This window comes from Staphylococcus americanisciuri (assembly GCF_024814435.1).
GTDB lineage: Bacteria > Bacillota > Bacilli > Staphylococcales > Staphylococcaceae > Staphylococcus > Staphylococcus americanisciuri.
In genome coordinates this window covers 21823-34658 of record NZ_JANUXY010000002.1, presented here as the reverse complement: position 1 = coordinate 34658, position 12836 = coordinate 21823, and the positions used below count along the sequence as shown (strand labels likewise).

General features: G+C 36.3%; 12 protein-coding genes and 1 pseudogene. 9 read left to right on the top strand and 4 right to left on the bottom strand.

The genetic code is table 11. The features are described 5' to 3' along the window. Positions 1 to 192: 192 nt before the first annotated feature. Entirely contained in the window at positions 193 to 387 is a 195-nt protein-coding gene (locus tag NXS11_RS02305) for a hypothetical protein (protein WP_103357039.1), read from the top strand. A gap of 61 nt (positions 388 to 448) precedes the next feature. On the opposite strand, the gene NXS11_RS02300 is transcribed toward NXS11_RS02305, so the two are convergent. After that, positions 449 to 1384 carry a ketopantoate reductase family protein gene (locus tag NXS11_RS02300; protein WP_259198323.1) on the bottom strand — a complete coding sequence of 312 codons (936 nt, stop codon included), beginning with the start codon at positions 1382 to 1384 and terminating at the stop codon, positions 449 to 451. Positions 1385 to 1478: 94 nt separating this feature from the next. Continuing rightward, positions 1479 to 2168 (bottom strand): SDR family oxidoreductase, encoded by a 690-nt coding sequence (locus NXS11_RS02295; protein WP_259198322.1) that lies wholly within the window; start codon positions 2166 to 2168, stop codon positions 1479 to 1481. Positions 2169 to 2372: 204 nt separating this feature from the next. On the opposite strand from NXS11_RS02295, the gene NXS11_RS02290 reads away from it, so the two are divergent. The 6 genes and pseudogenes from NXS11_RS02290 to NXS11_RS11165 form a co-directional block, all read left to right on the top strand. Continuing rightward, complete coding sequence (locus tag NXS11_RS02290; RefSeq protein ID WP_259198321.1) at positions 2373 to 3674, top strand: anaerobic C4-dicarboxylate transporter family protein; 1302 nt, start codon at positions 2373 to 2375, stop codon at positions 3672 to 3674. Between the two features lie 388 nt (positions 3675 to 4062). Beyond that, the gene (locus tag NXS11_RS02285; protein ID WP_259198319.1) at positions 4063 to 4305 is read left to right on the top strand and encodes a hypothetical protein; all 243 of its coding nucleotides are present in this window, start codon (positions 4063 to 4065) and stop codon (positions 4303 to 4305) included. Between the two features lie 42 nt (positions 4306 to 4347). After that, positions 4348 to 5268, top strand: a complete 921-nt coding sequence (locus NXS11_RS02280) for an ABC transporter ATP-binding protein (protein WP_259198318.1) — start codon at positions 4348 to 4350, stop codon at positions 5266 to 5268. Further along, positions 5252 to 5980, top strand: a complete 729-nt coding sequence (locus NXS11_RS02275) for an ABC transporter permease (protein ID WP_259198317.1) — start codon at positions 5252 to 5254, stop codon at positions 5978 to 5980. The genes NXS11_RS02280 and NXS11_RS02275 overlap by 17 nt, the downstream gene beginning before the upstream one ends. 4 nt (positions 5981 to 5984) lie before the next feature. Next, positions 5985 to 6695, top strand: coding sequence for an ABC transporter permease (locus tag NXS11_RS02270; protein ID WP_259198316.1), 711 nt, complete (start codon positions 5985 to 5987; stop codon positions 6693 to 6695). Positions 6696 to 6998: 303 nt separating this feature from the next. Beyond that, positions 6999 to 7091, top strand: a pseudogene (locus NXS11_RS11165) (hypothetical protein); the annotation flags it as partial. Between the two features lie 796 nt (positions 7092 to 7887). Here the strand turns inward: NXS11_RS11165 and NXS11_RS02265 are convergent. Next, on the bottom strand, positions 7888 to 8829 hold the full coding sequence (locus NXS11_RS02265) for a nucleoside hydrolase (protein WP_259198315.1): 942 nt from the start codon (positions 8827 to 8829) through the stop codon (positions 7888 to 7890). Between the two features lie 298 nt (positions 8830 to 9127). Here NXS11_RS02265 and NXS11_RS02260 point away from each other — a divergent pair, with 298 nt between their 5' ends. Then, complete coding sequence (locus tag NXS11_RS02260; protein WP_259198314.1) at positions 9128 to 10699, top strand: MFS transporter; 1572 nt, start codon at positions 9128 to 9130, stop codon at positions 10697 to 10699. Positions 10700 to 10714: 15 nt separating this feature from the next. On the opposite strand, the gene NXS11_RS02255 is transcribed toward NXS11_RS02260, so the two are convergent. Beyond that, positions 10715 to 11908 carry a CynX/NimT family MFS transporter gene (locus NXS11_RS02255; protein ID WP_259198313.1) on the bottom strand — a complete coding sequence of 398 codons (1194 nt, stop codon included), beginning with the start codon at positions 11906 to 11908 and terminating at the stop codon, positions 10715 to 10717. Between the two features lie 107 nt (positions 11909 to 12015). On the opposite strand from NXS11_RS02255, the gene NXS11_RS02250 reads away from it, so the two are divergent. Beyond that, positions 12016 to 12567 carry a helix-turn-helix domain-containing protein gene (locus NXS11_RS02250; RefSeq protein WP_259198312.1) on the top strand — a complete coding sequence of 184 codons (552 nt, stop codon included), beginning with the start codon at positions 12016 to 12018 and terminating at the stop codon, positions 12565 to 12567. Positions 12568 to 12836: the final 269 nt, after the last annotated feature.

Here is a 12836-nt window from a genome sequence, read left to right as displayed (position 1 = left end):
AAAAATATCACTCCGATTCCGTGTTAAATTTAGTGAAAAAGAATATAATTTCCTTAAACAAGATTGAAAGTTAAAACATTCACCCAATATTGATTTAAAAATTAGTTTATTGTAGGATTTATATAGACAAACTTTCGTCATAAAACAAAAGGGAAGCTACATATTTTATTTTACAAAGGGGCTAACATCATTATGAATAACAAATTATTTATTAACGTCATTGTCATTGCTTTACTATTAATTGTTTGTCCACCATTATTATTTTCAACATCTATGAGTGGTCAAGTATTGCTATTTATTATTGGCAGTGTCGGTATTATTTTTGCGATTGTTAATTTAGTTTTCACTTTACGTTACATTGATAAATCAGATTTTACAGGTTGGTAAGCCTAATAAATAAAGCGTGACACGATGACTTAGAGAAGTTGTCGTGCCACGCTTTTTATAATTATTTGACGTATTTCATTTCGAGTTGATGGATGAGGTGGGTCAACATATCGTTATTAGGCGTTGGAATATTTGCTTCATGACCGTATTTACTAATTTGACCATTTAAGTAGTCAACTTCTGTGTAACGACCGTTGTATAAGTCTTGATGCATTGATGGATAGTGTAAGCCTTGTGTTTCTTTAGGGTACGCAGCTTCAATTTTTTCAAGTAAGGCTACACCATCAAGTTCGACATTGCGTGCTTTTGCGACTGCAACAATTTCATCAATGATTGGAGTGACCATACTGCGCGATTGTTCGTAGCTACCGAATTCATAAATGGTTTTATTGAGAATGCTACATAATGGATTGAGTACACTATTCAATGTAGCTTTAGACCAAATAGATTGGAACACATTATCGCTAATTTTAGCATTCAAGCCTGCATCATTGAAAATTTTATTGATAGTTTCTGTACGTTCATCAGCTTGACCATCAGCACGTTGAAGTTCAATGCTACCTTGTCCTTCGAGTAAGACTTGTCCTGGACCACGCATACCAGCCGTCCACATAGTTACAGCCAAAAAGACTTGTTCGCGTGGGACAATCTTAGCAAAACGTTCATCATGACCGAGCCCATTCATCATCGTTAAGATAGCAGTATCTTGATGGATAGCCCCTTTATCTTTCAACTGATAAATCATCTCTTCAGATTGCATTGACTTTGTAAGAATAATGATTAAATCAAATGTATCACTTACATCCGTTGGCAAAACAGCAGGGATTTCTAAAGTATATGTATCCGTTTCTGTTTGAATCTCTAATCCCTTGTCATTAATAGCTTGAACATGATCTGGCCATGTATCAATCAATGTCACATCATAGCCTGCTTGTTTAATGTAGCTGCCGATACGGCTTCCCATAGCACCTGCGCCAGCAATTGCAATTTTTGTCATAATACATCCTCCTCGTCTTATGTGTAAACGCTTTAATTTTAGTTTAATTTTTTGACATAGAGATGTCAATTGTGCGGTGTTTGGCTAGGTAATGTTATACAGGGCGAACAGTGATTTCGTTAACGTTCACGTGCGCAGGTTGTGTCAATGCGTATAGTACCGTATCGGCAATGTTGTCAGCCTCTAACATTTTACGATTACCAAAGTCATAGCCAGCGTTCATTGGAGTATCAACCATTCCTGGTGAAATACTTGTTGCTCGAATACCTGTGCGTGCCAGCTCTTTTTCAAGCCCCTGCGTGATAGTGTGGACAGCTGCTTTTGTTGCGCTATAAAGGGTACTTACTTTTGTCACTTCAAAGCCTGAGATGGACGAGATGTTAATAATATGTCCATGAGATTGTGCTTGGAAATGTGGCATCACAGCGTTAATCGCATAGAGCGTACCTCTAATGTTAACATCAATCATTGCATCCCAACCTGCTACATCGCCTTTGGTAATGGCGGAAGATGTCATTAAACCAGCACTGTTGATTAAAATATCTACTTGCCCAAAGTGTTCAATGGTATGTTGAATGGCGTGTTCAACAGCTGCACGCTCTGTCACATCAGTTGGGATGATGAGTGCATCTGTAAAGTCTTCCGCAATCATATTCATTTTGTTTTCATTGCGTGCCAGTAATACTACTTTTGTGCCATTGTCGTTGAGCTTTTGTGCAATGGCAGCACCAATACCGCTACTTGCACCCGTTACTACGGCGACTTTATCTTTAAGTGTTTTCATGTATAATCCACCTTTCGAGTTCAAATTTTAGTTTGTTCATAAACTAACACATCTTCAAAGTATAAGGAAATGAACTGTTTTTGTAATAGCTGTTAGATGTTAACAAATATGTCAAAAAGCGTACAAAAAACATGTTATCATTATATTGTCATTGTTATTATGTTAAAATATTCGCATTGACAAAATAGAAAGAGGAAAAAAAGAATGCTTCTTTTTAGTATAGAAATTATAATTATGGTACTTGCAATTGTACTTGGATTACGTACAGCAGGTGCTCTTGGTTGTGGAATTTTTGCGATTGTCGCACAGTTAGTAATGATATTTGGTTTTGGCTTACCACCAGGCTCAGCGCCGGTAACAGCAGTGCTCATTATCTTATCGATTGGGATTGCGGGTGGAACCTTGCAAGCAACAGGTGGTATTGACTATCTCGTACATTTGGCATCAAAAGTTATCGAGCGATTCCCAAAATCAATTATCTTTATTGCGCCGATGATCGTCTTTTTATTTGTATTCGGTATTGGGACAGCGAATATTGCACTGTCGTTAGAACCGATTATTGCAAAAACAGCATTAAAAGCGCGTATCAAACCTAAAAAACCATTAACAGCATCGGTTTTAACAGCGAATATCGCATTATTATGTAGTCCGGCCGCTTCAGCTACAGCATACATGATTTCAGAATTTGCAGGCTTGGGTATTACAATGGGACAGTACTTGTCTATCGTCTTACCAACTGCACTTATCAGTATGGTGATATTGAGTGTGTTCATTACATTTGTGGGACAAACCAAAATGGATGAGCGTCAAGCACAAACAATGCTTCAAAAAATTGTTGAAGAAGATACGACAAAAACGCACTCAACCCGTGTCAAAATCGGTGTTTTATCATTTATTGTGGCAGTTGGTTGTATTTTAACATTTGGGATTTTCCCAGAACTGGGTCCTTCTTTCAAAATTGACGGTGAGATTGTAAAGCTACAAATGACAGACCTTGTGCAGCTCTTTATGTATATGAGTGCGATGGTGAATCTGTTATTGATTAAGATTCAACCGAATGAAATTTTAAATTCACATATCACGCAAGCCGCAATCGGTGCTTTATTTGCGGTGTTAGGACCGGGCTGGTTAGGTGCGACTATCTTTAGTGCATCGTCTAACCGTGATATTATGGAGACACAAATTGGTGGTCTTGTTGAACAAGCACCGTGGCTCCTAATTTTATTTGTTGGACTTGTGTCTATGGTTGTGATTTCGCAATCAGCAACGGCTTCTATTATGGTACCGATTGTGATGACATTAGGTATACCACCCACATTTTTCATAGCCATTGCACAAACATTGAATGTAAACTTTGTCATCCCAGCACAGCCAACAATTTTGTTTGCGGTTGATGTTGATGAGACACGTTCTACTAAAACAACAAGCTTTTTATTGCCAGGCTTTTTCTTAATAACCACGACGGTATGTGTCGGCTTAACAATTAAAACTATTCTAGGATTATAATAGATATGCCATAAAAACAAGCATCTATTTAGAGTATGCTTGTTTTTGTAACGTGGCGCTTATTTTTACACAGTATTAACATTTTGGTTTTACTATAATTATATAACTGTATATAAATTAATTGATTTTTTAATTTCAGTTGTATAAATTTAATATAAAATTATGCTATAATGTTTCTACAGTGTTAGTTATTTCATATTTTTAATTCTTTTAGTCTACGTTCTCCCCATAGTAACGTGGGCTTTTTTTATGTGTCAGTAGATGTTTTCAAAGTATATTTCGCCTTTGATTCACGTTAATTACGAAAGTGTATGAATAGTCTGCACAAATTAAGGGTAAAAGTTGATGAAAGTTATTATAGATTGAATTTTTAAAGGAGATGAATGGAATGGGTAGAAAAATATTAGCCGTACTTCTAGGTATTGTTGCATTTGTGACGGCGTGGAGTATGATTAAAATGTTTATTGCTCTAGCTCATAGTGGCGGAGAATTAAAAGTGAGTTATGCACCGCTACCATTACAGCTTGCGAATCCTAATATGACAGTCTTAATCATTTCAATAATTATTTATGCTGCAGCAACTATTATGTTAGCTTTTTTCACTATCAAGCTCATTAAACCTAAACAATAAGGATAATACTACTATGATACCTTGAACAAAGGAGGCACTATCTTGAATGTTATTGAGACGCAAGATGTGAGTAAACAGTTTGGAGATTTTCACGCTGTTCAAAACTTAAATATTCGTATTCCAGAAGGGCTTATTTGTGGTTTTTTAGGTCCGAATGGGTCTGGTAAAACGACAACGATTAGAATGTTGCTCGGCTTAGCAAAACCAACAGAGGGTCAAGTGAAGCTGTTTGATATGAAACTTGAAAATCACAAACAAGAAATTTTAAATCAAGTCGGTGCGCTTGTAGATTCACCGTCGTTTTACGATCATTTAACAGGGTATGAAAACCTGAAGATTATGCAATATATTCATCATAACAATCCTGAAGCAATTGAAAATGTGTTGTCGATTGTTGATCTGACACATGCGGCACAAAAGAAAGTTAAAGAGTACTCTTTAGGAATGAAACAGCGCTTAGGTATTGCCATTGCTTTAATGAATGATCCTAAGCTAATTATATTAGATGAACCCACGAATGGTTTGGATCCAAGTGGGATTAAAAAAATGAGAGAGTTATTAATGAAGCTCGTTCGAGAAAAAGGTATTAGTATTATTGTATCGAGTCATAACTTGTTTGAAATCGAGCAGATGTGCAGTTATGTCTGTCTTATTAATAAAGGGCAGTTGTTATTCCAAGGTGATATGCAGATATTGCTAGATACGTATAATCAAGACAGTGTGTATTTTGTTACAGATGACAATGAGAAATCAGCCAACTTACTGACTACATTTTCTACGTCTATAGAAGATAATCGATTATGTATACAAGCCCAGCGCCAAGATATTCCGCATATTAATAAAACACTTGTGAATCATGATATTAGTATTTATGAAATTTATCATGAACAGTCATCTTTAGAAGATATCTTTTTGAAATTAACAAATAATGAAAGAGAACTTGCCAATGAACAGTCTCATTAAATCAGAATGGTATAAATTGCCAAAGGTTACTTTTATCACTTCAATCATTCTTGCGGTTATGATTTCTGAAGTTTTGGCAATTGGCTTGTATTATTACAATTCGCATTTCTCAAGTGTTGAAGCATCATCATTAAGCTTTTTAATTTATGCACTTGCATGGTTTATACCTGTATTTTACTTTTTATATGGTGTTTTCAGTGCCAAAATTATCTCTACAGAATATGAAAGTAATATGTGGTCAGTACTGTTAGTTAGTAAGAAAAGTAAACGAGAGATTATTTTTGCGAAGTTCTTAGTATTGTTGGGATTAATGTTCATAACAATGATAGTATTTATGGTATGTCATTTACTGACGAGTCTATTTGTGAATGGTCATATCCCAAACCTTATGGCGTTTGTATATATTATGTTTGCAGTTTTTATTGGGACTTTGGGTATGCAGGCGATTCAATTTTTTATTGCATTAGTGATTGAAAATAAGGTGTATGTCATTGCAGTGGGTATTTTATTAGCACTGGTAAGTTTATTAATGCAATCTGAAATGATGCCATTTAAGATTCCCGAACAAATTATCAATGCAACAAATATATTAGATCACAATATGCTTGTGTTCTTTGATATGTCTTTCTTCGTGTTTGGTATATATAGTACGTTTGTTTTTGTAATCATCATGGTAATTTCCAATTTCTACATTAACAGAAAGGAATTTTAGAAATATGTTATTTTTGAAAATGCAATTCTTAAAAATGAAACGTACTTCTATTGTGCCTATCATGTTAGGTCTGCCCATTGTGACTGTGAGTTTATTTGCATGTCTCGCATTTTTTGCTAAACAGACAGACTTGCAAATGTTTCGTGTAACATCACTTCAACTATTTCTTGAATTAATATTGCCATTAGCGATGACGTTAATTGTCGGATTGATGTTTAGAATTGAAAGAAGAAATCATGCATTTCAAAATACAGTCACTTATTTCAAAAGTTTAAAGACATACTATCTGCTTAACTTTGTATTCTATGTATTTATCGGTTTTATTATGCTATGGCTTGGCTATCTGTTATACGCTGTTAGTTATGTTATTTTTACTCAGCAGTGGGATTTGATAGGTGTTGACTTTGTATGTCTTTTGATTATATTGATGTTAACATTTTTGCCGATAATTAGTTTTATTTATATGTTGAACTATTTGTTTCAGGGATTTGTACTTCCAGCTGTATTGAGCTTTTTACTGACAGTTGGTAACTTCTTTGTTGGTGTTATCGGTATTTTCGCAAGTCATTTGTACTTTTATTCATTCTTAGTTTTTACACTGTACAATGGTTATAACAAGCTTATTTTAATAGCGACTTCATTGTTACTAAGTTTGATCTTTTTGACTATCGGCTATATTAAATTCTTGAAGTCAATGGAGAAAGGTCAATTATAAATTATATGAACCTCTACAAGTGCAAAGGATTAGGACACAACACCAGATTTTCTTATAAAAACCTTGATTACATGTTTTTATACATCTAATCAAGGTTTTTCGTAAATGAGTTAAAAATAAAGCACTTCCCGTATAATTGTTAGTAACGATAAAAACAATAGATAGGAGTGCTTTATATGTACAAAGAGGAAGCATGTTTCAACTTACTTTGCCAATCGAAATAGAGTTAATTCCCCCGAAAATGATATAGCAGTCATTATAAACAAATTGATAGAATCTATTCCCTAAGAAGCTTTCAATAAATACTCTAACCACGTGGGTCCCTCATCTTATCATCCTAAAATGATGTTCAAAATAATTTTATGTGGTTATGCAAATTCTGTTTTTTTTTGGTAGAAGAATCGCATTTTGTCTTAGCACCTTTGGGATTAAGAAAAAGCTGTCGAATGATTGATGATAGTATTTTTAACTGAATGATTTTTAGTTTGAACATAAATAGCCAATACATACGATGAGACGTAATCAAATGTTTTAAATACTGAATCAAGACTTTAGTAAAGGGTCTGAGATATGATAATTTGGATACTGAAAAACGATGTTTCAAAAGCAGAATTTTCAATAGAGCACTAAAAGATACCTTTGTAATACAATAAATAAGCAATTAATAAAAGTGTTATCAAAAAACTAATTATTATTAAAAGGTGCTTTTTCCAAAATACATTGAATATTAGTAGGATGATAGAAGATAGTATATATATACATACACAAGTCGTTATAAAGTCTAATAACAGAAATATAAAACCAATAACCAATAAAGTGTAAACTAATCCATAAGTTAAGTTTCTTGTTTTATAATAGTCATGGTTCATAAGTATCCTCCTTAAATAGTGTCACATGATGATATTCAAAATAAGTTTTCTTACATCACAGCAGCCAGATGTAAATTTATGTGTTTGGATCACTAAAATAGGTATGCCAGAAGTTTACTTTTGACACACTCATTATAGTTTGGGTTTGAATGGTTTAATCCTTTGTTTGAAGTAACCAACTTTTTCAAGATTTACAAATGATGATGTACTAGTGAGACTATTGATAACGTGTTTTCCTTCGTATCGGATTTCCCAACCAGTTTAAAGTTTCAAGGTTTTTATGAGATTCTAGTGAAATAATTTATGTCCTTTCCATGATTCTATTAGTCACGTGCTTTTTTGGCAAGGTCGGTAATATATGCAAAAAAGGCATCGTGGTCAACGTGATACACAGGGTTCAATGGACGACCGTTTGTTTCATCGAGATATGTACGGCCTTGGCTTGGTCCATGCGTGATAACAGAAGCGTGTACGGTTTTCTGACGGACTAAGTCAGGGCGCCCTGTATAAGCTGTTGTTAGTACATCCCATAAGAAATACGTTGAGTTCGTTTGGAAGTGTGTTAATGGAGGAACAGCTGCGTAACTGACACCTAAGAAATCCACCCCTGTGTGTTCACGTTGGTCTGCCCAATATTGGCGAATGGCTGGTGTGAGTGGTACTTTGTTGGTGCTTTCCAGTGCAACCATGTCGATAGGAATATCCGTCTCAAATACGCGAGCAACAGCTTCTGGATCCCAGAAAGCATTCCACTCGGCTGTGCCATCATGTTCAGGTTCTTCAACATTGCCTTTGTCTAAAAATGTGCCACCCATCCATACGAGGCGTTCAATATTATTTGTAATACTAGGTGCCACGTCTAGTGCTTTCGCTAGGTCAGTAAGTGGGCCAGTGAACAAGAGTGTAACAGGTTGTTCAGATGCTTGTACCTTTTCGATAATGTCTGCGTATGCGTGTGCTTCGAGTGCATGCGATTGATTCGGACGTTGTTCATTTAAAATCGGTAAGGCATCCATAAAGAAAGCATGCATGCGCCAATCTTTAGGAAATGGATTTTTACCACGTTCATAAGATGTTGCGACATCGACAGGATAGTGGCTAAAACGATTAATGATTTTACGCGAGGCACTTTCAGCAGGTTCTACATAACAATCGGCACCAATAGCACTGACGCCAATTAAATCAATATTATCCATATGTAAAAGTAAGAAGAGCGAGACTAAGTCATCGACGCCTCCGTCATGGTTAAAATATACAGGTTTCATAAGATTGCTCCTTTTTCTATGATACTTCTATGATAAATGATGCTACTCAAAAAATCACTTAATTCCATGGGCACAATAGAGCGGCTCTGTCAGGAATGCGTGCATGGTATCATATCATTTAAAGGAGATGACGTAAATGTCCACTCAAAAGAATGACTACGATGTAATAGCAGATGAAGCGGTTATTGTACGTAGTTATTTTTTATTTATCAAAAATAATCCAATTTTGTTCATATTAGATTCACATTGATATTATTAGATAGTAGTATAAAGGAAAAGAACAAAGGGGGATTCCTAAGTGGACTCAGAGAAACAAACCAAATTTAATTTTGTAGCACTACTGTTACTGATTGGTGTGTTTATGGCAGCGTTAGATAATGGAATTATTAGTGCAGCATTAACGACGATTAACCAATCTTTTGAGATACAGCCTCAGATGGGGGCATGGGGCATTGCAATTTATACATTAGGTATGGCGGTAGCGACACCCATTGCTGGTAAATTAGCTGATATGTATGGACGTAAGAAAGTCTATATCATTGAAGTGATTTTATTTGGTATTGGCTCATTACTCGTGGCATTAAGCCCGAACTATACCTTTTTTATTATGGCACGTTTAATTCAATCACTCGGTGGTGGCGGGTTATTTGTTATCGCAAGTGCCCACTTTATCTCGACGTATGACCGCTCAAAGCAAGGCACGATGCTCGGCGTGTTAGGAGCGATGAACGGGATTGCATCTGTACTCGGTCCGAACTTAGGTAGTTTATTAATTAAAATTACAGGGACGTGGCATTGGTTGTTCTTAATTAATGTACCAATTGCATTGTTTATTACGCTATTCGTCATGTTGAAAATGACAGAAACACGTCGCCCTGTACAGAAGAAAATGGATACGTATGCGATTATTATGTTCTCATTCTCTACACTATTAGTGATGTTTGGTATTTACAATATTCGTGCGGCGGAAGCGATGGATCCTATCATGCGTTGGTCTGTTATTGTGTTCTTCCTACTAGCGATAATCGGTTATGCCATCATGATTCGGATTGAGAAACGTAATGAAGGTAAAAATATTGATGCATTTTTACCATATTCCTTATTACGTAAGCCAACATTTGCGGCTATTTTAGTAATGGGGATTTGTTCAGGTATGTTAATTGGTGCTATTATCTTTATCCCATCTTTTGTAGAAAATGTCTTGCATGTCAGTGCAGCGAATAGTGGTTTTTGGCTCACACCACTCGCATTAGCATCAGGTGTAGGTGCGTCATTAGGTGGACGTATTGTGGATAAAGAAGGACCTGTCTTTGCATTGGTCGTTGCCAGTGTTATTAGTTTCGTTGGTTATGGTGGATTAGCCTTTATGGTAACCGGCACGATGACTTTCCTGCTTTTCTCGATTGTTGCCGGTTTAGGATTTGGGTTTACAATTGGTGCACCGATGACCGTATTGGCGACACGTACGGCAGGTTATGCCGATGATCGAAACAGTACGGTTATTGCTACATTATCAGTTTCTCGTCAAATGGGGATCACCATTGCGCCAACATTGTTTGCGATGTTGATTCAACTTGGCTTCAGTCAAACCATGTCGCAAGTGAAGGAAGCCTTAGCTGAACGGAACTTTACACCAGAAGATGTGCCTCCTTCAATTATGGATGGAGTGGCAAACGTCAATGGTAGTACTTATGCATTGTGGCAACAGCTAGAAAAGTTGGCATCAACGCCTATGCGTCAAGCATTGATGCAGGGATTAGAATCCGTTGTACATATGGCATTCATGCCGGTATTCTTAACGGCAGCTTTGAGTTCTGTTGTTATATTGGTGCTTACATTTATCTTTAGGAATCAATTTAGTGAATCATAAAGCGGTTATCACCTTTTATGCCTCATTGTCACTGAGACCAAGTGTTGCTTCAATAGTCGTTGGACGTCCTGCACCTGCTGCGATAAACATCAGGGCAATGGCTGTGACTAACAGTATCGCAAGTGACCAAGTCCATGTATGTGTTAAGTCATGTAATAAACCAAACATTAGCGGACCAATACATGCGAATAGGTAACCGACAGCTTGTGACATGCCGGCAAGTTTAGCAGCTGTCAAACCATTTTCAGCACGCAAGCTAAAGAATGTGTTAACGAGACCAAATGCAAAACCACATGCAATGCCGATAATAATGATGGAAATGAATGCCCAATGCGGGAGCAACATAAGTATGAGGATACCTGTTGTAAATAGTGCGCCAGCAAAGGCTGTGAGTCCTACTTGTGACTGTAGACGTACAGCATAGATAGGAAGTACGAAAGTGAATGGAATAATCACAATTTGTAAGATGGACAGATAGAGACCGGCACGTTGTACTGAGATATCATAAGTTAACAGAAATTCTGGTAACCAGTTGATGAGTGAGTAAAAAATAAGCGACTGTCCACCCATCAGCAATGTAATCCGCCATGATAACGGCGATTTCCAGACGTTAACATTATTGGATTGCTTATTTTGTGCATGAGTTTCATGACTTTTGAGTTGAGGTGCCCACACGATGATTGCGAGAAATGTTACGACACTAATGGCTGCTAACGCAATGTTGTAATTAAAATGTTGTAACAGTGGTGCAGCACTATAAGATGATAAGGCACCAAAGATATTCATCACGACAGTGTACCATGCCGTCATAATACCAATACGATATGGGAACTTCGACTTGATGATACCTGGGGCGAGTACATTACCAAATGCGATACCGACACCGATCAATAATGTCCCTACATATAGCAAAGTGCTGCTTGTAATGCTTCTTAAACTAACACCAATAAAGATAAAGAGTAATGCGACAAAAAGTACACGTGCCATGCCATAACGGTGACTGATACGAGCGACAATCAATGAGATGACAGCAAACGCTAATAGTGGAATAATAGCAATAATACTCACTTCTGTATGACTGAGATGTAATGTCTCTTGAATAGTAGGTAAGACTACACCTACTGATGTAATAGGCGCACGTAAATTTGCGGCAATTAATAACACACCAGCAAATAAGAGCCAATTCACTTTTGAAGATGATGTATTCATAGCATACACTCCTTATAATTTGTTATAATGAACAAAATGTTCTTTTTAAAAGACAAACTATATCGTACATTATGTTCTTTATATTGTAAACAGGAAGGGTTTGAAACATGGAAGATATTAATCAAATTGTTGCACGTAATCTACAGCAATATCGTCAAACTCAAAGGCTTAGCCTGGATAATATTTCACAGTTAACGGGAATTAGTAAAACGATGATTAGCCAGATTGAGAAAGGGACTGGTAATCCGAGTATTAACACATTGTGGAAGTTGGCAAATGGTTTATATTTACCATTAAATACATTGATTAGTGAGGACAAAAGAGATATTTATCAAGTGGCTACGGAAGACTTAAAGCCCATTTATAATGAAGATCAATCGGTTGTTGTCTACCCTTATTTTCCATATGACAACGCACATGGTTTTGAAATGTTTAGTATGGAAATCGCACCAGGCGGTAAGTTGGAATCAGATGGTCATCCACAAGGCGCAAAAGAGTTTATTATCGTGAATGATGGGACTTTGACGTTGGAAATAGGTGAGCAAAAATATTATATTGAATCTTCGCAAGCGATTCGTTTTAGTGGTGAAAGTACACATAGTTATTGTAATGAAACGGATACACAAGTTTTGTTAACGGCAACAATTCAATACACATAACTCATTAACATAGAGGGAAGGCTACTGGCATAATGCGGGTAGTCTTCCCTTTGTTTCTAAATGTTTCATGTGGAACGTACAGCATACTTTTGCATAATTATCACTTTAAAAAGGTGTTTACATGGAATATGAATTCAGTATGGGAAATGAGGTTTGTAAGCTATGAAGTTAAGTGCATACTTAGGTGAAGTTGTAATTTCGGATTGGTAGGGGGATTATTGGATACTGCATCACAGACAATATCAAACAACAGTCTATCAATGACGTAT